The 20,746-nt window shown below is 60.3% G+C and carries 21 protein-coding genes and 1 tRNA gene; 12 read left to right on the forward strand and 10 right to left on the reverse strand.

The window, feature by feature from the left end:
• Positions 1-228: 228 nt before the first annotated feature.
• From EI983_RS01055 to EI983_RS01065, 3 genes are read right to left on the reverse strand one after another with little or no spacing between them, the layout of a single operon-like run.
• Positions 229-930 (reverse strand): response regulator transcription factor, encoded by a 702-nt coding sequence (locus tag EI983_RS01055; protein WP_157705444.1) that lies wholly within the window; start codon positions 928-930, stop codon positions 229-231.
• Positions 927-2,855, reverse strand: coding sequence for a PAS-domain containing protein (locus tag EI983_RS01060; protein WP_246162232.1), 1,929 nt, complete (start codon positions 2,853-2,855; stop codon positions 927-929). The genes EI983_RS01055 and EI983_RS01060 overlap by 4 nt, the downstream gene beginning before the upstream one ends.
• Positions 2,848-3,447 carry a 2-hydroxychromene-2-carboxylate isomerase gene (locus EI983_RS01065; RefSeq protein ID WP_157705445.1) on the reverse strand — a complete coding sequence of 200 codons (600 nt, stop codon included), beginning with the start codon at positions 3,445-3,447 and terminating at the stop codon, positions 2,848-2,850. The genes EI983_RS01060 and EI983_RS01065 overlap by 8 nt, the downstream gene beginning before the upstream one ends.
• Before the next feature lie 185 nt (positions 3,448-3,632).
• On the opposite strand from EI983_RS01065, the gene EI983_RS01070 reads away from it, so the two are divergent.
• The 8 genes from EI983_RS01070 to EI983_RS01105 all read left to right on the forward strand — a co-directional run bounded on the left by EI983_RS01070 (position 3,633) and on the right by EI983_RS01105 (position 11,474).
• A complete protein-coding gene (locus EI983_RS01070; RefSeq protein ID WP_157705446.1) occupies positions 3,633-5,606 on the forward strand; it encodes an AMP-binding protein in 1,974 nt (657 codons plus the stop codon).
• A gap of 8 nt (positions 5,607-5,614) precedes the next feature.
• A complete protein-coding gene (locus EI983_RS01075; RefSeq protein WP_157705447.1) occupies positions 5,615-6,016 on the forward strand; it encodes a hypothetical protein in 402 nt (133 codons plus the stop codon).
• Between the two features lie 3 nt (positions 6,017-6,019).
• Complete coding sequence (locus EI983_RS01080; RefSeq protein ID WP_157705448.1) at positions 6,020-6,838, forward strand: ABC transporter ATP-binding protein; 819 nt, start codon at positions 6,020-6,022, stop codon at positions 6,836-6,838.
• Between the two features lie 35 nt (positions 6,839-6,873).
• Positions 6,874-7,860: a branched-chain amino acid ABC transporter permease gene (locus tag EI983_RS01085; protein ID WP_157705449.1), complete on the forward strand. Its 987-nt coding sequence runs from the start codon at positions 6,874-6,876 to the stop codon at positions 7,858-7,860.
• Positions 7,861-7,862: 2 nt separating this feature from the next.
• On the forward strand, positions 7,863-8,114 hold the full coding sequence (locus EI983_RS01090) for a hypothetical protein (protein WP_157705450.1): 252 nt from the start codon (positions 7,863-7,865) through the stop codon (positions 8,112-8,114).
• Complete coding sequence (locus EI983_RS01095) at positions 8,114-9,190, forward strand: branched-chain amino acid ABC transporter permease (RefSeq protein WP_157705451.1); 1,077 nt, start codon at positions 8,114-8,116, stop codon at positions 9,188-9,190. Before EI983_RS01090 ends, EI983_RS01095 begins: the two co-directional genes overlap by 1 nt.
• 71 nt (positions 9,191-9,261) lie before the next feature.
• A complete protein-coding gene (locus tag EI983_RS01100; protein ID WP_157705452.1) occupies positions 9,262-10,542 on the forward strand; it encodes an ABC transporter substrate-binding protein in 1,281 nt (426 codons plus the stop codon).
• 107 nt (positions 10,543-10,649) lie between these two features.
• Positions 10,650-11,474: an ABC transporter ATP-binding protein gene (locus EI983_RS01105; protein WP_157705453.1), complete on the forward strand. Its 825-nt coding sequence runs from the start codon at positions 10,650-10,652 to the stop codon at positions 11,472-11,474.
• 27 nt (positions 11,475-11,501) lie between these two features.
• On the opposite strand, the gene EI983_RS01110 is transcribed toward EI983_RS01105, so the two are convergent.
• On the reverse strand, positions 11,502-12,350 hold the full coding sequence (locus EI983_RS01110) for a hypothetical protein (RefSeq protein ID WP_157705454.1): 849 nt from the start codon (positions 12,348-12,350) through the stop codon (positions 11,502-11,504).
• Between the two features lie 131 nt (positions 12,351-12,481).
• Here EI983_RS01110 and EI983_RS01115 point away from each other — a divergent pair, with 131 nt between their 5' ends.
• Positions 12,482-13,702, forward strand: a complete 1,221-nt coding sequence (locus EI983_RS01115; protein ID WP_157705455.1) for a phenylacetate--CoA ligase family protein — start codon at positions 12,482-12,484, stop codon at positions 13,700-13,702.
• 77 nt (positions 13,703-13,779) lie between these two features.
• Here the strand turns inward: EI983_RS01115 and EI983_RS01120 are convergent, their stop codons facing one another.
• The gene (locus EI983_RS01120) at positions 13,780-15,027 is read right to left on the reverse strand and encodes an NAD(P)/FAD-dependent oxidoreductase (protein WP_157705456.1); all 1,248 of its coding nucleotides are present in this window, start codon (positions 15,025-15,027) and stop codon (positions 13,780-13,782) included.
• A gap of 73 nt (positions 15,028-15,100) precedes the next feature.
• Positions 15,101-15,970, reverse strand: coding sequence for a phytanoyl-CoA dioxygenase family protein (locus EI983_RS01125; protein ID WP_157705457.1), 870 nt, complete (start codon positions 15,968-15,970; stop codon positions 15,101-15,103).
• Positions 15,971-16,075: 105 nt separating this feature from the next.
• On the opposite strand from EI983_RS01125, the gene EI983_RS01130 reads away from it, so the two are divergent.
• The gene (locus EI983_RS01130) at positions 16,076-16,783 is read left to right on the forward strand and encodes a GntR family transcriptional regulator (RefSeq protein WP_157705458.1); all 708 of its coding nucleotides are present in this window, start codon (positions 16,076-16,078) and stop codon (positions 16,781-16,783) included.
• 61 nt (positions 16,784-16,844) lie between these two features.
• Here EI983_RS01130 and ykgO read toward each other — a convergent pair whose 3' ends face one another.
• Positions 16,845-16,970 (reverse strand): type B 50S ribosomal protein L36, encoded by a 126-nt coding sequence (gene ykgO / locus EI983_RS01135; protein WP_005850168.1) that lies wholly within the window; start codon positions 16,968-16,970, stop codon positions 16,845-16,847.
• 84 nt (positions 16,971-17,054) lie between these two features.
• Positions 17,055-17,129: transfer RNA gene (locus EI983_RS01140), tRNA-Val, on the reverse strand.
• Positions 17,130-17,276: 147 nt separating this feature from the next.
• Here EI983_RS01140 and EI983_RS01145 point away from each other — a divergent pair.
• Positions 17,277-18,140 carry an N-formylglutamate amidohydrolase gene (locus EI983_RS01145; protein ID WP_157705459.1) on the forward strand — a complete coding sequence of 288 codons (864 nt, stop codon included), beginning with the start codon at positions 17,277-17,279 and terminating at the stop codon, positions 18,138-18,140.
• A 46-nt stretch (positions 18,141-18,186) separates the two neighbouring features.
• On the opposite strand, the gene EI983_RS01150 is transcribed toward EI983_RS01145, so the two are convergent.
• Positions 18,187-19,440 (reverse strand): DNA polymerase IV, encoded by a 1,254-nt coding sequence (locus tag EI983_RS01150; protein WP_157705460.1) that lies wholly within the window; start codon positions 19,438-19,440, stop codon positions 18,187-18,189.
• 85 nt (positions 19,441-19,525) lie between these two features.
• Here EI983_RS01150 and EI983_RS01155 point away from each other — a divergent pair, with 85 nt between their 5' ends.
• Positions 19,526-19,960, forward strand: a complete 435-nt coding sequence (locus EI983_RS01155) for an NUDIX hydrolase (protein WP_157705461.1) — start codon at positions 19,526-19,528, stop codon at positions 19,958-19,960.
• A 9-nt stretch (positions 19,961-19,969) separates the two neighbouring features.
• On the opposite strand, the gene pyrF is transcribed toward EI983_RS01155, so the two are convergent.
• On the reverse strand, positions 19,970-20,674 hold the full coding sequence (gene pyrF / locus EI983_RS01160; RefSeq protein ID WP_157705462.1) for an orotidine-5'-phosphate decarboxylase: 705 nt from the start codon (positions 20,672-20,674) through the stop codon (positions 19,970-19,972).
• Positions 20,675-20,746: the final 72 nt, after the last annotated feature.

Here is a 20,746-nt window from a genome sequence, read left to right on the forward strand (position 1 = left end):
GCGGATAATCGCCTTCGGGTACCGGTTTTCCCGGAAATGCACAAAGTGGCTCCCGAGGGCCCAATCCGAGCTCGTTGAGCGCCACACGCAAAGACATTGTGCTGGTTCGACCGAAACCGGCACTGATTGCTTGCAAAGCAATTCATCCCCCCAGACTCCATACTCCATCCGGCCTCAGGATGCGCTGTAGCGGTGCAGTTTCAAAATCTGATTTCCGGGACGCCTATGTTAACCCCAATTCACGTCCCCAAGAAAGATATAGCCTGCGCCATAGATCGTCTTGATCAGGCGGGGGTTCTTTGGGTCTTCTCTGAGTTTGGTGCGCAGCCTGGAGATGCGCACGTCCATCGCCCGGTCAAAACTCTCTGAGGCCTGTCCGCCGAGAGCCTCCTGCATTGCCTGGCGTGAGATCAGGCGCTTGGGTCGTTCCAGAAAAAGCCGCAACACCTCGCCTTCGGCATGAGAAAACGGAGTTTCGTCCCCCGCCTCGTCCTCCAGGACGTAGCGGTCGAAATGAGCGGCCCAGCCGTTGAACTGAGCCACTTCGCCGGTCTGGGCTTCGATCGGGCCCCGGCGTAGGCGGGCACGGATGCGGGCCACGACCTCGGCGGGTTCAAAGGGTTTGATGATGTAATCATCCGCCCCAAGTTCCAGACCGGTCACCCGGTCCTGCACCTGTGCGCGGCCCGAAATGATGATCACGATCGCGCCCTGCTCCAGTGCCAGCCGGTGCACGAGGCTCAGCCCGTCGCGGTCCGGCAAAGAGAGATCGACAAGGCAGACATCCGGCGTGGTTGTGCGCAATGCAGCCTCGAACTGCGCCGCGCGTCCAAAGGCCATCGTGCGATAGCCCGCCTCCTCCAGCGCGTCCGCCAGCATGGTGCGGATTGCCGGTTCGTCGTCGAGGATGGTGACAAGCGGGGTGGTCATGTGGGAGCTCCGGCAAAGAGATGTATGTTAAGCGCGTCCGCGCTGAAGGGCTTGCGCAGAACCGGGACGCGACGCGCGGCGGCCTGGTGCAGCGGATCGTCGGCCGGCAGCGAGGTCATCAGGCATGTGGGTGTGCCACGCGCGCGCAACTCATCCAGCAGATCGAGCCCGGTTGCATCGCCCTCCAGCGAGATATCAGACAGCACAGCCGCGATCTCGGGTAATTCCGACAGAAGTGCCGTCGCCTCGGCCACGGACGTGGCTTCGATCACTGAATGCCCGGCCTCGCGCAGCATGTCGCGCACCGTATCGCGCAGTTCCGGACTGTCTTCGACCAGCAGCACAAGCCCCGGGCTCGGGGCGACATCGGCGCGGCGAAGGGGCAGGCGCAGCGTGGCTGTCGCGCCACCTTCGGCCCGGTTGACCAAATGCACGCGTCCACCTGCGAGTTTGGTCATGTCATAGACCATGCCAAGCCCCAGGCCTGACCCCTCGCCGCCCTTTGTCGTAAAGAACGGCTCGAACGCCCGCGCGAGCGCCTGCTCGGAAAAGCCGGGCCCGGTATCGGTCACTGTGAACTCTACCCAGATGCCTTGTACCTCGCGTGCCGTCAGGGTGATCGCCCCGCGCCCGCCCACAGCGTCGCGTGCGTTAAGCAGGAGGTTCAGAAGCGAATCCTGCAACATGCCGGGATCAAGAAGAAGGGTCGCCTCGCCCAGGTCATTCGCCACCTGAAGCGAAACTGCATCAGGCAGGGCAGAGCGGCCCAGTGTCTCGATATCCTGAAGGAATGCGGAAAGGGCCACCGGCACAGGACTGTGCTCGCGTTTGCCGGTCATGTCGGCGATCCGGTTAAGCAAACCGCCGCCGCGCCGGGCCGCCGCCAGGGTGGCGCTGATCAGCTCTTCTGCATCTGCCCCCAAATCCATCTTTTGCAGGCGCGATTGCATCCCGAGTATGATGGTCAACAGGTTCGAGAAATCATGCGCAAGGCCACTGGTCAGTTGGGCTGCCATCTCCCGCCGCCGGGTTTGTTGCAGGGCGGCGCGGGTCTGTGCTTCTTCGGTGATGTCCATCGACAGGATGTACACACCGCCGGCCTGACCGTCCGGGGTAAACGCCACGCGGATACGGCGCGAGCTCGCCTCGTGTGTGAATTCAAAGACCGATGGCACCCTGTCGAAGGCGGCATCGAGCCGCTCGCGAATGGCGCCATAAGCCTGCTCTCCCAAGGCCCGGTCGATGGCCATTCCCACGATATCGGATTGGCTTCCCGGCATCACGGAACTGAGCCGCCGGTTGGAATAGGTATAGCGCCGGTCCGCCCCCACATGGGCGATATGCGCAGGCATCATTTCGGTTGTGAGCCGTGTACGCGCCTCCGACAGGGTGAGCTGCCGCTTGGCTTCTTCAAGCGCCGTGATTGTGGCTTCAAGCTGGCGGTTGGCCGAGCTGAGATCTTCGGAGTACCCGAGCACCTTGTCGCTCAACTCCTCGGAGCGGGCGCGCAGGAGCGCTTCTTGCTGCTTGGTGCGGGTGATGTCGGTATACACGGTCACCCAGCCGCCCTGAGGCAGAGGTGAGCCTTCGACACTGATCGTGCGGCCTCCTGCGCGGCTGCGTTCCATGTAATGCGGCTCGAAGGCGCGTGCCACTTCAACGCGTGACTGCACGAAAGCTTCCACCTCGCCCACATCGCCATAATCGCCGCGCTCGGCCAGATAGCGGATTGTATCGGCAAAATCGGCCCCCGGAGTGACAAGCGCATCTGGCAGCTCGAACATTTCCTGGAATCGGCGGTTGCAGACCGCAAGCCTCAGGTCGCGGTCATAAATCGTCAGCGCCTGCTGGATCAGGTTCAAACCTGCGCTGACCATATCCTGTGTCTGCGGTGCGTTGGGATCAAAGAGGGGCGGGTTAGCCATGGCGGGTGGCCCAGTCCAAGGCGTCGTGCATTCGGTCATCTCCCCAGAACAGTTCGTCACCGACGATGAAGCTGGGCGCGCCAAATATGCCGAGTCGCGCGGCGGTGTCGGTCGTGGTGCGCAACGCATGTTTGTTGGTATCGTTTTGCGCGTCAGCAAGAAGTGTCATCGGAAGACCGGCCGAAGCAAGGCACGCCTTTATCGTGTCGGGGTCCGAAATGTCTTGCCCGGCGCCGAACTCGGCAAGAAAGACGTTCTGGCAAAACTCAATGCCCCTAGGTTGCGCAAGGGCAAGCTGCGCCACACGAGCCGCGAGCAAGCCGTTTTGCGGAAATGGATCGGGGCGGATCACGTCGAGCCCATAGCGCGCCGCCCGGCGTTCCACGTCGCGCCACATGTACCGGCCTTTGGCAGCGTAGATGTTGAACGGCGATGTGTTCCAGCCCTGTACAGCGAAGATGGGCCCAAGAAGGAACGGACGCCAACGCACATCCACCCCCGCCGCCTCGGCCAAACTAGGCAGGCGCAGCGCGCTGAGATAGGAATAGGTCGAGGCGAACTCGAAATAGAAATCCATCCTGGGCCGTGTCATGCGTCGTATTGCGATGCAGGCGCATGCCCTTGTCAAGCGCTGTGCAGCGCCTGTTACAATTCGTAAGAATTGGGAAAACTTCAGGAAAAAGTTGACGGCGAGCTTCAGACCCGCACCCTTAGGAGGAAGATTCGCCCAATAGGGTGATTTGCCCGTGGGACCGGGCAAAAAGGGAGGATAAAGATTTGGCACACTCGCCTCAGGCGACGGATGGGCTTGCGTCCATTCCGGCGCTTTTGCAACGCAATGCCACGAAATTCGGCGACAAGCCCGCCTATCGGGAGAAGGAATTCGGCATCTGGCAAAGCTGGAGTTGGGCCGAGACCGAGAAAGAGATAGAGGCGCTTGCGCTGGGCCTGCTCAATCTTGGTGTGAACGAGGGCGACTTCATCGCTATCATCGGGCGCAACCGTCCGTATTTCTACTGGTCGATGGTCGCGGCGCAGTCTGTGGGGGCGGTTCCGGTGCCCGTCTACCAGGATAGCGCCTCTGAAGAGATGGCCTATGTGCTTGATCATTGCGGTGCCCGCTTTGCCATCGTTGAAGACCAGGAACAGGTCGACAAGGTGATCGACATCCAGGACCGGCTGCATCAGTTCGAGCATATGATCTATGTCGACAAGCGCGGTCTGCGGAAATACGACCATCACAAGCTTCATGTTTTTGCCGATGTGCAGGAGCAGGGCCGCGCCGCCTATTGGGAACTGATCGACGATCTCAAGGCGCGCCGTGACAAGCTGACCTATGACAGCACCTGCGTGATGCTTTACACCTCTGGCACGACGGGGCGTCCCAAGGGCGTGGTGCTGTCCAATCGCAATATCATCGAAGCCTCTCGGTCCTCGGCAGAGTTTGACCGCCTTGGTCAGGGTGAGGAGGTGCTTGCCTATCTGCCGATGGCCTGGGTCGGTGATTTCATCTTTTCGATCGGCCAGGCGTATTGGTGCGGTTTCTGCGTCAACTGCCCCGAGAGCGCCGACACGATGATGACCGACCTGCGCGAAATCGGGCCAACCTACTATTTTGCCCCGCCGCGCGTGTTTGAGACGCAGCTCACCACTGTCATGATCCGCATGGAAGACGCGGGCCGCTTCAAGAAGTGGTTGTTCGACCGGGCGATGGCCCATGCCAAGAAGGTCGGACCGTCCATTCTCGATGGCAAATCCGTCAGCTTCATGGACCGCATCAAATATGCGCTGGGCAACATCTTCATCTATGGCCCGCTGAAGAACACACTGGGTTTGAGCCGGGTGCGTGTCGGCTATACGGCCGGTGAGGCGATCGGGCCGGAAATCTTTGATTTCTATCGCTCCCTTGGGATCAACCTCAAACAACTCTATGGCCAGACAGAGGCATCCGTCTTCATCACCCTGCAGCCCGATGGTGAGGTGCGCAGCGATACGGTGGGCGTGGCTGCACCCGGCGTGGAAATCAGGATCGCCGACAATGGCGAGGTGTTCTATCGCGGTCCGGGTACGTTCGAAGAATACTACAAGAACCCCGAAAGCACCGCCGACACAAAAGATCCCGAGGGTTGGGTGGCAACCGGCGATGCCGGTTTCTTCGACCCGGAAAATGGCCACCTGAGGATCATCGACCGCGCCAAGGATGTGGGCAAGATGGCGAACGGTGCGCTTTTTGCGCCGAAATATGTGGAGAACAAGCTCAAGTTCTTCCCGAACATTCTGGAGACCGTCGTCTTTGGCAACGGCCGCGAAGAATGCACGGCCTTCATCAACATCGATCTGACCGCCGTGGGCAACTGGGCGGAGCGCAACAATATCGGATACGCCTCCTATCAGGAGCTTGCCGGTCATCCCAGGGTGCTTGAAACCATCAGGGGCCATGTGGAGGATGTCAATCGAAGCCTCGCCGAAGACCCGATGCTGTCGGCCTGTCAGGTGCACCGCTTCCTCGTCCTACACAAAGAGCTTGATGCGGATGATGGCGAGCTGACCCGCACCCGAAAGGTGCGCCGTCGGATCATCGAGGAAAAATACGACGATCTTCTTGGCGCGCTTTATGATGGGTCAAAGGAGATCTCGACCATAACCGAAGTGACCTATGAGGACGGCCGCAAGGGCAGCATCAGCGCCACGTTGCAGATCATGGATGCCGCTGTGGTGCCGGTGGAAGCGCAAAAGGTGGCCGCGGAATGAGACGGCAGATGTTGACCGCTTTGCATTCCGGGGGGCTACGCAGCTCAGCCGTTTTCGCGGGTGTTGTGGTGGCTGCGCTTTCTCTCGGGATGTCTTCCGCGCTTGCTCAGACGGGCCTTGATGGCACCTATCGCGGCGGACAGGGAAGCTATCAGATGCGAGTGACGGTGCAGGGTGGATCGGGCGAGGCGGTGATCACCGCCACGGGATGCCTGGGCGAGCTGTCAGGTCAGGTAGCAAAGCAGGGAGGCGATCAGTGGACGCTCTCGGGCGAGGCCTATGGCTCTTCCTGCACACTGACGATGAAACGGACAGGCGCGCAGAGTTTTCGCGTCACGCAAGGGCCGGGCTGCACCTTTTTCCATGGTGCTGCCTGCTCTTTCGAAACGACAATTGACAAGGTGGACTAGGCCATGGCGCTTGATCAGGAAAGCTACACCACGGCAGATGGCCGCAAGATTGGCGGCGTGGTGATGGAGATGAAGAACATCACTCTGCGCTTTGGTGGTGTGACAGCGATCGAGAATATCTCGTTCGACATCCGCCAAGGTGAAATCCGCGCCATTATCGGCCCCAACGGTGCGGGCAAGTCCTCCATGCTCAACGTGATCAGCGGGTTCTACAACCCGCAGGAGGGCGAGGTCTGGTACAAGGGTCAGAAACGCCCGCCGATGAAGCCCTATCAGGTCGCGCAACAGGGCATTGCGCGCACGTTCCAGAATATCGCGTTGTTTGAAGGCATGTCAGTGCTCGACAATGTCATGACCGGGCGCATGCGGCAGATGAAAGCGGGTCTTTTCGCGCAGGCATTGTGGAAGGGCAAAGCCGAGAAGGAAGAAGTCGAGAACCGGGAAGTCGTGGAAAAGGTGATCGACTTTCTGGAAATTCAGCACATCCGCAAAACCCCGGTTGGCCGTTTGCCTTACGGACTGAAGAAGCGGGTGGAACTGGCGCGGGCTTTGGCCGCGGAACCGAGCATTCTTCTTCTGGATGAGCCGATGGCCGGCATGAACGTCGAAGAGAAAGAGGACATGAGCCGCTTTGTACTCGATGTGAATGACGAGTTCGGGACGACCATTGCACTCATCGAGCATGACATGGGCGTGGTGATGGACCTCTCTGACCGTGTCGTGGTGATGGACTATGGCAAGAAGATCGGGGACGGCACGCCCGATGAGGTGCGCAACAATCAGGCGGTGATCGATGCCTATCTGGGGGTGGCGCATGATTAATACATGGATCAAGACATTTGGTGGGGAGCTGAGCGATGCCTGAACAACTGGTCTTTGCGATGGAGGTCACCCTGAACGGTCTGATGGCCGGGGTGCTCTATGCGCTTGTCGCCCTCGGGTTCGTGCTGATCTACAAGGCGTCAGGTATCTTCAATTATGCGCAGGGCGTCATGGCGCTCTTCTCAGCGATGACCCTGGTGGGGATCATGAGCGGGCAGGTGCCGTTCGCGCATCTGATCAATGCAATCTTCGGAACGGAAATTCACCATTTCGGATGGCATGTGCCCGCGCTTCTGGCGATCCTGCTGACCATGTTGGTAATGGTCGGGCTGGCCTGGCTTGTGAATACCATCATCTTCAAGCACCTCGTCAATCAGGAGCCGATCATCCTGTTCATGGCGACGATTGGCCTTGCCTATTTCCTCGAAGGGTTCGGGGATATCATGTGGGGTGCCGATATCAAGAAGCTCGACGTGGGACTGCCGCAAGGCATCAACGAAGTGATTGACGAGACGACTTTCCAGATTTTCGACTACGGGTTCTTCATCGACAATCTCGATATCGTGGCGACGATCGTGGCCGCGGCGCTGGTCTTTACGCTGGTTGTATTCGCGCAGTACTCCAAGCAGGGCCGGGCGATGCGCGCAGTGGCGGATGACCACCAGGCCGCGCTGTCTGTCGGGATCTCGCTCAACTTCATCTGGGTGATGGTGTGGTCGCTCGCCGGGTTCGTGGCGCTGGTCGCGGGCATCATGTGGGGCACCAAATCAGGCGTGCAGTTCTCGCTGTCACTTATCGCGCTCAAGGCTCTTCCCGTGCTGATGCTGGGCGGCTTTACGTCCATCCCGGGCGCGATTGTCGGAGGGTTGATCATCGGGGTCGGTGAGAAACTCTTTGAGTTTGCCATTGGCCCGATGGTGGGCGGGGCCACCGAAAACTGGTTCGCCTATGTGCTGGCGCTCGTGTTCCTCGTCTTCCGGCCGCAAGGGCTGTTTGGCGAAAAGATCATCGAGAGGGTGTAGCTATGACCAAGCTGATTGCGATTTTGAATGTTGTTGCCTGGTCGGGCTTCTGGGCCTTTGGCTATCTCGCCTTCACGGCGGGGGTGGAAAACACCGGCCAGATGGTGACCGCGGCGATCCTGGCGTCGATTGGCGGGGGGCTGGGCATGATGGCCTATCTCTGGCTGATCCGGCACTCGGAAGAAACAGGGTACGCCAAGCGGCCCAATCGCGCGGTAAAGCGCGAGAATGATGAAGTTGAGGGGACGAGCTGATGTTTTATCGTGAAGCGGGCGATTTCAAGACGTCCTATACCGAAGACAACCAGACCTTCCCGATCAAGTTCGACCGGTACCGCTACTATGCCGTGCTGCTTGTTGCTTTCGCGATCGTGCCCTTCGTGATCAATGACTATTGGGTCAATGCGGTGTTCCTGCCCTTCCTAATCTACGCGATTGCCGCGATCGGGCTGAACATCCTGACGGGCTATTGCGGGCAGGTCTCTCTCGGCACCGGTGGGTTCATGGCGGTGGGGGCCTATAGCTGCTACAAGCTGATGACCGGGTTCCCTGAGATCAACATCTTCTTTCACATCATCCTGTCCGGTGGGATTACGGCAGCGGTCTGTGTGGCGTTCGGTCTGCCAAGCCTGCGCATCAAGGGGTTTTACCTGGCGGTGGCGACGCTTGCCGCGCAGTTCTTCCTTGTCTGGATGTTCAACAAGGTGAGCTGGTTCTACAACTATTCGGCATCGGGCCAGATCAACGCGCCGGAGCGCACCGTGTTTGGTGTGCCGGTGACGGGTGCCGAGACCCAACCCTGGGCGGCCTATCTCTTCTGCCTGGTCTTCGTGGTCGCCTGTGCCGTCATCGCGCGGAACCTCACACGCGGGACCCAGGGGCGCAAATGGATGGCCATTCGCGACATGGACATCGCCGCCGAGATCATCGGGGTGAACCCGCTCAAGGCCAAGCTTTCCGCTTTCGCGGTCTCCGGCTTTTTCGTGGGTATCTCGGGCGCGCTTTTCTTTGCAGTCTATCTCGGGGCCGTCGAAGTGGGCGAGGCCTTTGGCATCACCAAATCGTTCCTGGTGCTGTTCATGATCATCATCGGGGGCCTCGGCAGCATCTTTGGCAGCTTTGCCGGAGCGGCGTTCCTTGTGCTTTTGCCAGTGCTTTTGAAGAATATCCTGGTGGGCACGCTGGGCTGGCCGACAGATCTTGCAGCGCATCTTGAGTTCATGATCGTCGGTGCGCTGATTATCACGTTCCTCATCCTTGAGCCGCACGGGCTGGCACAGCTCTGGCGCGTGGCCAAGGAAAAACTGAGACTTTGGCCCTTCCCGCACTGAGAGGGGTCGAGAGGTGTGGTGGGGTAAACCCCACCCTGCAAATATCGGATAAACCAAGGGAGGTAACACCGATGAAAACCAAACTTTTCACAGCTGTCGCGGCGGCCATGATGGCTGCGGCTCCGGCGCTGGCGGATCTCGTGATCGTCGACACGAGCTATCGCACCGGGCCCTACGCGGCGAACGGTATCCCGTTCTCGGATGGCTATCAGGACTATTTCACCCTGCTCAATGAACGCGATGGCGGCATTGGCGGCGAGATGGTGCGGATTGTCGAATGCGAGACCGGCTATAACACCGAGAAAGGCGTGGAATGCTACGAGGCGACCAAGGGTGAAGGCGCACTGGTCTATCAGCCTCTGTCGACCGGCATCACCTATCAGCTGATCCCGAAAGCCACGGCTGACGGTATCCCGCTTCACACCATGGGTTATGGCCGGACTTCGGCCAAGAATGGCTCTGTCTTCAACTGGGTCTTCAACTATCCGGCCAACTACTGGGACGGCGCCTCGCTGGCGGTGACGCATATCCTCGATCAGAACGGTGGCGATATCAATGGCAAGACGATCGCGCTGGTCTATCACAACTCCGCCTACGGCAAAGAGCCGATCCGGACCCTCGAAGGGCTGGCCGCGAAGCACGGGTTCAACCTGACTCTGCTGCCGGTCGACCACCCCGGTCAGGAGCAAAAGTCGCAATGGCTGCAGATCCGCCGCGAGAAGCCGGATTATGTGCTGATGTGGGGCTGGGGCGTGATGAACCAGGTCGCCATTCAGGAAGCCGTGAACATCCGTTTCCCGATGGAGAACTTCATCGGCATCTGGTGGTCGGGTTCCGAGAATGACGTGAAAGCGGCTGGCGACAAGGCCAATGGCTACAAGGCGCTGACCTTCCACAACCTCGGCTCGGACTACCCGGTCTATGCGGACATCCAGAAACATGTCGTGGATGCCGGCAAAGCCGCTGGTGCCGGCGATCAGGTGGGCACCGTGCTCTACAACCGCGGCATGTATGCCGCGATGCTGGCCGCCGAAGCGATCAAGACTGCGCAGGAAATGCATGGCACTGCGGCAATCACCTCGGCACAGATGCGTGACGGGATGGAGAACCTTGAAATCACCGAAGCCAAGATGGCGGCGATTGGCCTGCCCAACTTTGGCCCGGAGTTCAAGGTGAGCTGCGAAAACCACGGCGGCAATGGCTTTGGTGCTGTGTCGCAGTGGAATGCGGAAGCTGGCTCGTTTGAGCTGATCACCGAGTACTATCAGTCGGACCAGGAGATCATCCAGCCGCTGGTGGACGAAGACTCGGCAGCCTTTGCAGCGGAAAACGGCATCGAGCCGGGCTGCTGATCTAGGCAATATTTTCCCGGCCGCGGCGCGGGTCGCGGCCGGGGGATGTGAGTATTTTTGGAAAGATGAAGATGGGGTGAGACACCCCGTCCTGGAGGAGATGCGCCATGCTGGACGCGGCCGAGACACAAGAGACCTTGCTGGAGGTCAACAATATCGAGGTGATCTACAACCACGTGATCCTCGTGCTGAAGGGTGTGTCTTTGAAAGTGCCGAAGGGCGGGATCACGGCCCTTCTCGGTGGCAATGGCGCAGGCAAGACCACGACGCTCAAGGCGATCTCGAACCTGCTGAAATCAGAGCGGGGCGAGGTGACCAAAGGGTCGATCAGCTATCGCGGTGAACGGGTGCAGGACCTGATCCCGTCCGATCTGGTGAAGAAAGGCGTCATCCAGGTGATGGAAGGGCGGCATTGCTTCGAGCACCTGACTGTTGAAGAGAACCTTCTGACCGGCGCCTATACGCGCGGGTCAAGCCGGGGCGAGATCGATGCCGATCTGAACATGGTCTATGAGTATTTCCCGCGCTTGAAAGAGCGGCGCCGGTCGCAAGCCGGTTACACATCGGGCGGCGAACAGCAGATGTGCGCGATTGGTCGTGCACTGATGAGCCGGCCCGAGACCATCCTGCTGGACGAGCCGTCTATGGGCCTTGCCCCGCAGCTGGTGGAACAGATTTTCAGTATCGTGAAGTCCCTGAACGAAGAAGAAGGCTATACCTTCCTTCTGGCCGAGCAGAACACAAACGTCGCGCTGCGCTTTGCGCAATATGGGTATATTCTGGAGAGCGGCCGCGTGGTGATGGACGGGCCTGCGGCGGAGCTGCGGGAAAACCCCGACGTCAAGGAATTCTACCTCGGCATGTCCGACGAGGGGCGCAAAAGCTTCCGCGACGTGCGCAGCTATCGCCGTCGCAAGAGGTGGCTGAGCTGAGGGCTTACCAGGTCAGGCCAGATGCAATTAGCTCTTGGAATATCCCGCGCGCAGCTCCTCGATCAGCTCCAGGGCTTCTTGACGGGTGTTGCGGATATTGGGGCGGAAGCCCGCGGTCTCCGCGCGCATGCGGATGTCTTCCTCGGTTTCCGAACCTGCGGCATAGCGCACCGAGCCAAGCGAACCTGCCTCATTAAGCCGCTTGCCACGCAGGGCGTACTGACCCCAGGCGGCGGGCAGAATCTCGCAGCCATTGAGGTTGACCAAGAAAAACCAGCGCCGGTCACTCTCGATAATCCGCTCTTCAAGGTAGTCGTAAAAGTCGTTCACATCGCGGCTGTGGTGAAAGGTGAAATGCGAAAAATCGACGTCCATGATCACCTTGTCGCTGTCAAACGACACTCGACGGACAAAGTCGGCCAGCGTGTAGTTGGGATCGTGAATCTGCTTCTTGCGCCGTTTCGATTGAAACTCGGTGATGCGCGCAACCGCCTCTTCACGGTTAACGAAAAGGTTGGGGTCAAACGCCTCGGTATTCGCAGCGCGGATGATCTGACGGCGGGTTTCGGGCGAGGCGTCAAACCGCACAGACCCCATGGAATGCGCCCCATTCAGCGCACGGCCCCGGCGCGAATAGGCCGTCCAGGCCTCGGGGTCGATACGGGTGCCGTTGAGGTTCACAAGGAAAAACCACAGCTCTTCCCCAGTTTCGGCGATGCGCGCTTCGAGACGGTCATAGAAGGCGTTTACGAGGGCGGAGTTGCCGAAATGAAAGTCAGAAAAATTAACTTCCATGGTCTGAGTTTCGTCGTGAAAGGTGATCCGCGCATCGAGCTCAGCAGAGTTAATAACGGGTTTAATTTTGGATTCAGGCATATTGGTTTCCTTTCAGAGAAACCGAAGTTGGCGCAGTGGTATACAAATGTATGCCGCTTCTCGCCGGTTTTGCCTTTTCCTTCAATTGGTCAAGCTGTCGCGCCCAGGTGGACAGGCAAAAGGATGCCGATATGAGCCAGTATTTCGATAATCTCGAAACCCAGAGTGCAGATCAGCGTGCTGCGCGGATCGCCACGCTGTTGACTGAACAGATCGCGCGGGCACAAGCCCTTCCGGGGTATGCTGAAACACTTTCAGGCGTGGAGGCGGCGGGTGTGACCTCGATTGACGCGCTTGCTTCGTTGCCGGTGCTGCGCAAGGCCGATCTTAGTCAGGCGCAAAAGGCGTCGGCCCCTTTTGGCGGCTTGACATCGCATGGCGCTGCGGGGTTTGCGCATGTGTTTCAATCACCCGGCCCGATCTATGAGCCGGGCATGATCGGTCAGGATTGGTGGCGCATGGGGCGGTTTCTCAATGCGTGCGGGGTCGGCCGGGGCGATATCGTACAGAACTGTTTCGGCTATCACCTGACGCCGGCGGGCATGATCTTTGAGAACGGCGCACGGGCCGTGGGCGCGGCGGTGCTGCCCGCCGGTACCGGCCAGACCGAGCTTCAGGTTCAGGCGGCCCACGACATTGGCGTCACGGCCTATGCGGGCACACCGGATTACCTGAAGGTGATCCTCGACAAAGCCGATGAGATGGGCCTGCCCCTCCAAATCACCAAGGCGGCGGTGGGCGGCGGGGCTCTGTTTCCATCCCTGCGGCAGGAGTATGCAGATCGGGGGATCGCCTGCCTGCAATGTTACGCGACCGCCGATCTGGGCAATATCGCCTATGAAAGCCCGGCGCAGGAAGGTCTGATCGTCGATGAGGGCGTGCTTGTCGAAATCGTCACGCCAGGCACGGGTGATCCGGTGGCACCGGGAGAAGTGGGTGAAGTGGTGGTGACCACGCTCAATCCCGATTACCCGCTGATCCGCTTTGCCACGGGGGATCTGAGTGCCGTGCTGGAAGGCGAAAGCCCTTGCGGGCGCACGAACCTGCGGATCAAGGGCTGGATGGGCCGCGCTGATCAGACCACCAAGATCAAGGGCATGTTCGTGCGGCCCGAGCAGGTGGCGGCCCTGGTCCAGCGTCATGACGAGATCAAGCGCGCCCGGGTCATTGCCAGCCGCGAGGGCGAGATGGATGTGATGACGGTCAAGATCGAGGCAGAAGGCGGCGACCCGGAGACTTATGCGGGCGCTGTCAGTGACGTTCTGAAGCTGAAAGGCAAAGTGGAAATCGTCGCGACAGGGTCCCTGCCGAACGATGGCAAGGTGATCGAGGATCTGCGCAGCTACGACTGAAGCGCCAGGACCGGTGCAGGAGCGCATGCTGCATCCCGCGTTCACGCTTCACGGGATGCGGACACAACTCCCTCGGCTTACCGAGCGAAACGACCCGCGTCGAATGGGGCAAGATCCAAATTCGGGCGTTTTCCTGATATCATATCCGCGACCCAGCGCCCGGTCTTGGGCCCGCCGGTAAGCCCGATATGCTGATGTCCGAAAGCGGCGTGCACCCCGGTGGCGCCGATCTCTCCAATCAGGGGCAGACTGTCAGGGGTGGAGGGGCGAAAGCCGACCCATTCCTCGGCTGCCTCATAGGTCAGGTCGGGGAAGGCCCATTTGGTAAATTTCTCGATCAGCGCCAGCGGGGCCCGGGATGGCGTACTATCGAGCCCGCCCAGCTCGACCGTTCCCGCGCAACGAAGGCCAGTCGACATGGGGGTGGCAACAAACTTGCCTTTGGCGATCATCATCGGCGTGCGCGGCATGTCGGATGGATTGCGAAAATGCAGATGGTGACCGCGCTCCACTTCCAATGGCACTGCCAGTCCAAGCTTGTGCATCAGAGGCTTCGACCAGATGCCTGCCGTCAGCACGGCCGCGTCACAGGGCAAGTTCCCCTGACTGGTCACGATGCTGCTGATCCTGCCATCCTTCAGGATAAAATCCCGGGCCTCGGCCTGGCGATAGTGTCCACCTTCGGCCTGCAGAACATCGGCGAGCGCCTGCATGTATCCGCCGGGGTCGAGAATGTGACCGTGCCCCTTGGTCAGAGCGAGGCAGGTGACCTCCGGATTCAGAATCGGTTCGACCTCCTGCACCGCAGCCCCTTCGATCAGCTCAACGCCGTACCCTGCCTCTTGCCGGATGGTCCAGGTGTATTTGTCTGCGTCAAAGGCGGCGCGGGATTCGTAGGTGTATATAAAGTCGCTTGGCGCGACGAACCGCGCGGCATCGGTTCCACGCGTCAGCGCCTGATGCTGTGCAAGACTATCGCCAAGCAGCGTGTGAAGCGCAGATGACATATGCCGGACACCATCATCATTGGCATGCGACAGAAGTTTGAGAAGCCACGGGATAAGCTTGGGGAAATGGCGCCACTGCATAAAGAGCGGGGCGTCGCGATCAGCGAGGTATTTCAGCCCGTTCCGCCCCAGTCCCGGCGTGTTGATCGGGACGATACCCCACTGCGCCAGAAGCCCGGCATTGCCATAGGAGGCCCCCGCACCAGGGGCATCCTTGTCGATCAGGGTGACTTCGTGTCCGGCCCGGCGCAGCCAGATAGCGGAGCTCAGCCCGCAAATGCCGGCCCCGATCACGACGATATTCAACGGCGCAGACATGGGCTCTCTCGTTGTCAGTTACCTGCGCCGAGCGTGATCATGTACGACACGAAATGGCAAGACCTGCCGAACATCAGCCCATGGCCGCTTGTGCCTGCTGAGCGAAGAAGGACGTGTCGGTCGGTTTTTCGGGAATCTGCATTTCGTAGGTCGAGCAGCGCACCCGCCCCGAGGCTTCGCCGCGCACCACTTCGTGCATGTATTTGCTGGGAAGGTGGTTCGGGCTCAGCTCGATCGCATCCTCGGCATAATAGGTGGCGATATAGAGCGTGCGCGGCCCATCCGAGAGGTTGGGCGCCGAACCATGCAGCAGATTGGCATGCATCAGGCACACCGAGCCTGCCTTGCCTGTACATTTGATGATGTTGTCCCGGTGCGGCACCATCACATCATCGGATACTGCCCCGGTAAAGACACCATCGTGCCAATGCGAATGGATCGGTCCCTTATGGGTGCCGGGCACCACTTCGAGCGGGCCGTTCTCCAGTGTCACGTCGTCGATGAACAGAAGCGCTGTGATCATGTCGTCATTGGTCATCGGCTCAAACGGGAAATCCTGATGCCATTTCACTTCCGTCGCGGTGCCCGGCAGTTTTGAGTTCACCTTGCCATGATGGAAGCGGATGGCAGGCCCGATCAGTTCGGCGCAAATATCGACGGTACGCGCGTTGCGCATGATGTCGAGATAGACATCCGAGACTTCTTCGGGAGATTGAACGCGGCGCAGGCCCGGCGTCTCGGCGTTATGTCCCGGTTGCAGATCGAACCGCGGGCGGCCATCGAGCGTTTCTCCGTAATCGCTGGTATGGGCCCGGCTTTCCTCGACCCAGCCTTCGAAGGTTTCGCGCAGGGCCTGCAACTGTTCTGCGGTGACCGCATCTTCCACAACCAGCACACCATCGCGCCAGAAGGCGTCTTTCTGATCCTGAGTAAGGGTGGTCATCTCCAAAAACTCCCTGTTGACCGAAGCCTGGTCTATACCAGTGCAGATTCTTGGTATATACCAGATTGCATATCTGGCAAGACATTCCTGTGAGAGGACGAAAAGATGACCACACGCGTCGCCGCCGAACCGCTCTTTCGCCAGATCGTGGAAGATCTGAAGCGGCTGATCGATGAAGGTAACTTGCCGGAGCATGCGCCGCTGCCCTCGGAACGGGTTGTGGCAGAGCATCATGATGTCAGCCGCATGACGGCGCGCCGGGCGCTGGAGGCCATCGAGGCCGAGGGGCTGGCCTATAGCAAGGACAGGCAGGGACGTTTCGTCTCTCCCAGGCGGCTGAATTATGACGTGAACTCGATGGAAAGCTTCGCCGAGCGCGCAGCGCGTGACGGGATCGCAGTGGAGGCCGAGAGGGTCAGCACCCGGCAGATTCCGGCCTCACCAGAGCGCGCCCGTGCGTTGCAGGTTGAGCCGGGTACAGCCCTGGTGGAAACCTGCCGCCTTTTTCGCCGTGATGGTCACGCGACCTTTCTGGAAACCGAAACCGTGATCCTGGCCCATTGCGAAGCGCTCGGCGCCGCGCCTCCGCAAGAGCAGCGCTATAGCCCGCTGGGACATATGGCCGATATCGTGATCCGCATGCGTGCGATGGAGCCGGAAGAGGCGGACCTTCTGGGTGCCATGCCCCACCAGCCCGGGATCGAGCAGTTGCAGCAGGTGCGTGACGCCGAAGGATTGCTGATCTGCCACGTGCGCCAGATCTGGCGGGGGGAACTTGCGCAATTCTCAGCGCGGGCGCTTCTGGCGGAGTGACCCAAAGAAAAAGCCCCGCCGATTGGCAGGGCCCTCTACGTCCGGCGTTGGACGAAATCTCTCAGCCCTGGCGGGCTTTGAACCGGCGCTGGGTCTTGTTGATCACGTAGACGCGGCCTTTGCGGCGCACGACACGGCAATCACGGTGCCGGTTCTTGAGCGAGCGAAGCGAATTACGGACCTTCATGGCTCTTCTCCTCATCTGTCGCGGCGCGGGCATGGCGGCGCGGGGTTTCTCGGGTGCAGCGGCGCTCGGGCCGTTGCGTGAATATGGTGGGCGATACAAGGATCGAACTTGTGACCCCTTCGATGTCAACGAAGTGCTCTACCGCTGAGCTAATCGCCCGTAGTTCCGCCGCAGCCTTTGCCCCTAACAAATAGGGGCGCGGAAAACCGCGCCGGTCGTTGGGGGTCTATAAAAGGAGTCGGCAGGCTGATCAAGGGCTTTTAGAAAGCCATTTTCAGTCTATGATGACGCGCAACAGGAGAGATCATGCCGAACATCGCATATCATCTGATGCACCCGGAACGCCGCACCACATCCGTGGTCTTTGCCTCGCCCCATAGCGGGCGGGACTATCCGTGGTCTTTTCTGCGCAAGACGCGGCTGAACGCGCATAACATTCGCAGTTCGGAAGATGCCTTTGTGGACCGGCTGTTTGACTGCGCGCCACAGATGGGGGCGCCTTTCATCAAGGCGGGTGCGCCTCGGGCGTTTGTGGACCTCAACCGCAATGTTGACGAACTGGATCCCGCCCTGATCGAGGGGGCGCCCCAAGCCGGGCATAACCCCCGCGTGACATCGGGCCTGGGTGTCATTCCGCGTGTCGTTGCCAATGGGCAGGCGATCTATTCCGGCAAAATCAGCCTGGACGAGGCGCGGCGGCGGATTGATGATTTCTGGCGGCCTTATCATCGGGCGCTGGCCGGGCAGCTTGATCAGGCGCATCTGATGTTTGGTCAGGCGATCCTGGTGGATTGCCATTCCATGCCGCATGAGGCGATGGACAGTTTCGCGGGCACTGGTGTTCGGCGGCCAGAAGTCGTGATCGGCGACCGCTTCGGCGCATCGGCGCGCGGCGAGATTGTGGACCGGATCGAGGCTGCCTTCGTTGCGATGGGCCTGCATGTCGTCCGCAACACCCCCTTCGCCGGAGCCTATATTGCCCAGCATTACGGGCGGCCCAACGCGGGCCGCCATGCGTTGCAGATCGAGATTGACCGTTCGCTCTACATGAATGAGCAACTCATCCGCCCGAACGGTAATTTCGAGAGCTTCAAGGCAGCGTTGCGTGAGGTGATCGCCGAGATTGCCGCGATCGGACGGACCTCCACACAGAGATTGGCTGCAGAATAGCGACCGCTCTCCGCGACGCGGGCCGTCATGCCGGATGAGCGGCCGCTCAGCGCAGTGACCGGCCTTTGCGAATGGCATCCGCCCCGAATTTGCGGCGTATTTCATCCGTTGCACGTTCCGCCCGACTGCGCCGCGCACCATCCGGGTCCAGAAGATCGCCGGATCGGTCCGCGTCGCCTTCGGAGACAAGATGGCTCAGGCCCACACCGATCAGCCGGTAAGGGCCGCGCCCCTCGACCTGATCGAACAGCCCTCGCGACGTTCGATAGACCGTATCTGCCATCTGCGTGGCATCCCGCAGCGCGAGCCGCCGGGATATCAGGGAAAAATCGGCACGTTTGAGCTTGAGCGTGACCACGCGGCCGGCAATTCCCTTGGCTTTGCAACGATCCGCGACCTGTTCTGACAATCGCCACAAATGCCCGTCGAGGATGTCCGGATCGGATGTGTCCTCGAAGAAGGTCGTCTCTTTCGAGACGGATTTCACCGGCACATTCGCCGAGACACGTCGCCGGTCCTGTCCTCGTGCCAGATGCCAGAGCCGCTCGCCCATGGATCCGAACCGCGCTGTCAGGTCCTCCCTTTCCCAGCGCAAGAGATCGGCGAAAGTGTGGATACCCGCCGTTTTCAGCGCCGTTTGTGTCACTTGCCCCACACCCCAGATCAGTCCGACCGGCTTGTCGCGAAGGAAATCGGCCGTCTCTGCCTTGCCAATCACTGAAAAGCCACGAGGCTTTTCCAGGTCCGAGGCCACCTTGGCCAGAAACTTGTTATGCGACAGGCCTATGGAACCGGTCAGGCCCAGTTCGTCTTTCATGCGCTTGACCAGACGCGCCAGCATCACCGCAGGCGGGGCCCCATGCAGGCGGGCGGTTCCGGTGAGATCCAGAAAGGCCTCATCAAGCGAGAGCGGTTCGATATCTGGGGTGAGTTCCTCCATCATGGCGCGGATCTGCTTTGAAACATCCGCATAGACCGACATGCGCGGCTTGATCACTACCGCGTCCGGGCACAGCTTGAGCGCTTTGAACATGGGCATTGCTGAATGCACGCCGCGTATGCGCGCCACGTAACAGGCGGTCGACACAACCCCGCGCCGCCCGCCGCCGATGATCACGGGCTTGTCCATCAATTCAGGGTGATCGCGTTTCTCGACACTTGCATAAAACGCATCGCAATCCATATGGGCGATAGACAACTCGAACAGCTCGTCATGCATCAGCACACGCGGGCTGCGACAAGACGGACAGCGAGGGGCGTCTTCAAACCGGGTCAGGCAATCACGGCATAGGCTTGGCATGGCAGGCGGTGTGGTCCGCACGATCTGGGCAATTCAAGTGGGTGAAGCGGATCAGGCGATCCGATGACAGGTGGGATACTAACCGATGGGCGCGCCCGACAACAGAGACTTCGCAGGGGCCAAACTGGCGTTGTTCATCGACGACCGGCTGTTGGTGCTTCGGCGAGATGACAAACCGGGCTTGCCCTGGCCGGGATATCTCGATTTGCCCGGAGGTGGCAAGGAAGCAGGCGAAAGCCCCGAAGCATGCGTTTTGCGGGAAACGCGTGAAGAGGTGGGCCTGGTCCTGACGAGGGAACAGCTCGTGTGGAAGCGGTTTTATCCTGACGATCCGACGCCCGCCTGGTTTTTTGCGGCACATCTGCCGTCTGAGGCCGAAGCAGAGATTGCCCTGGGTGATGAAGGACAGGGCTGGATGCTGATGCCACCCGAGGCGTATGTCGCCAATCAGGAAGCGGTGCCGCATTTCCGCCTGCGGGTTCGCGACTATCTGGAATTCAGGAACATCCGCACCACGTGAGGCGCGGGTTTACGAGGGGCGTCCCGCCATCTCATCCAGAATGGCCAGCGCCGCGGCGCGCGGATCGGCCTGTGCCCAGATCGGGCGGCCCACCACGATATGATCGACCCCGTCCGAAATGGCCTGGGCCGGAGTGGCGACGCGCTTCTGATCGCCCAGATCGGCCCCGGCAGGCCGAACGCCGGGGGTAACGATCAACTTGCCTGACGCCTCTGGCAAGGCACGGATGAGCGCGGCCTCTTGCGGTGAGGCGATCACCCCGTCCGCCCCTGCCTCGAACGCGCGCGAGACACGCTCAAGAACAATCTCCTGCACGTCGCCCGGTTTGATAAGTGCCCCGTCAAGATCGGCGCGATCCAGCGAAGTGAGCACGCTGACAGCGAGGATCTTTGTGCCTGTCCCCGCAGCCCCGGTCTTGGCCGCCTCCACCACATAGGGATCCCCGTGCACGGTCAGGAAATCGAGATCGAACTGCACCAGCCCTTGCACCGCCTTTTCCACGGTGATGCCGATGTCAAACAGCTTCATGTCGAGAAAGATACGCTTGCCATGTCCCTGCTTGAGTTCATTAGCGAGCGCCAGTCCCCCTCCGGTCAGCATGCCAAGGCCGATTTTGTAGAAGGAAACGGCATCCCCCAGCTGCTCCGCCAGTTGCAGACCCTCCAGAGCGTTCGGCACATCAAGGGCGACGATCAGGCGGTCATCTGCGGGCATGGGCTCTCTCGTGAAAACGGCGCTGAGGCTGCATAGCCACAACGCCGCATATACGCAAGTTTGCTCTGCCCC

The sequence above is a fragment of the Roseovarius faecimaris genome (assembly GCF_009762325.1).
GTDB classification, from domain to species: domain Bacteria; phylum Pseudomonadota; class Alphaproteobacteria; order Rhodobacterales; family Rhodobacteraceae; genus Roseovarius; species Roseovarius faecimaris.

Coding starts and splice junctions, on each gene's coding strand:
- EI983_RS01055 (WP_157705444.1), bottom strand. CDS start 930: ATGACCACCCCGCTTGTCACCATCCTCGACGACGAACCGGCAATCCGC.
- EI983_RS01060 (WP_246162232.1), bottom strand. CDS start 2,855: ATGGCTAACCCGCCCCTCTTTGATCCCAACGCACCGCAGACACAGGAT.
- EI983_RS01065 (WP_157705445.1), bottom strand. CDS start 3,447: ATGACACGGCCCAGGATGGATTTCTATTTCGAGTTCGCCTCGACCTAT.
- EI983_RS01075 (WP_157705447.1), top strand. CDS start 5,615: ATGTTGACCGCTTTGCATTCCGGGGGGCTACGCAGCTCAGCCGTTTTC.
- EI983_RS01080 (WP_157705448.1), top strand. CDS start 6,020: ATGGCGCTTGATCAGGAAAGCTACACCACGGCAGATGGCCGCAAGATT.
- EI983_RS01085 (WP_157705449.1), top strand. CDS start 6,874: ATGCCTGAACAACTGGTCTTTGCGATGGAGGTCACCCTGAACGGTCTG.
- EI983_RS01090 (WP_157705450.1), top strand. CDS start 7,863: ATGACCAAGCTGATTGCGATTTTGAATGTTGTTGCCTGGTCGGGCTTC.
- EI983_RS01095 (WP_157705451.1), top strand. CDS start 8,114: ATGTTTTATCGTGAAGCGGGCGATTTCAAGACGTCCTATACCGAAGAC.
- EI983_RS01100 (WP_157705452.1), top strand. CDS start 9,262: ATGAAAACCAAACTTTTCACAGCTGTCGCGGCGGCCATGATGGCTGCG.
- EI983_RS01105 (WP_157705453.1), top strand. CDS start 10,650: ATGCTGGACGCGGCCGAGACACAAGAGACCTTGCTGGAGGTCAACAAT.
- EI983_RS01110 (WP_157705454.1), bottom strand. CDS start 12,350: ATGCCTGAATCCAAAATTAAACCCGTTATTAACTCTGCTGAGCTCGAT.
- EI983_RS01115 (WP_157705455.1), top strand. CDS start 12,482: ATGAGCCAGTATTTCGATAATCTCGAAACCCAGAGTGCAGATCAGCGT.
- EI983_RS01120 (WP_157705456.1), bottom strand. CDS start 15,027: ATGTCTGCGCCGTTGAATATCGTCGTGATCGGGGCCGGCATTTGCGGG.
- EI983_RS01125 (WP_157705457.1), bottom strand. CDS start 15,970: ATGACCACCCTTACTCAGGATCAGAAAGACGCCTTCTGGCGCGATGGT.
- EI983_RS01130 (WP_157705458.1), top strand. CDS start 16,076: ATGACCACACGCGTCGCCGCCGAACCGCTCTTTCGCCAGATCGTGGAA.
- ykgO (WP_005850168.1), bottom strand. CDS start 16,970: ATGAAGGTCCGTAATTCGCTTCGCTCGCTCAAGAACCGGCACCGTGAT.
- EI983_RS01145 (WP_157705459.1), top strand. CDS start 17,277: ATGCCGAACATCGCATATCATCTGATGCACCCGGAACGCCGCACCACA.
- EI983_RS01150 (WP_157705460.1), bottom strand. CDS start 19,440: ATGCCAAGCCTATGCCGTGATTGCCTGACCCGGTTTGAAGACGCCCCT.
- EI983_RS01155 (WP_157705461.1), top strand. CDS start 19,526: ATGGGCGCGCCCGACAACAGAGACTTCGCAGGGGCCAAACTGGCGTTG.
- pyrF (WP_157705462.1), bottom strand. CDS start 20,674: ATGCCCGCAGATGACCGCCTGATCGTCGCCCTTGATGTGCCGAACGCT.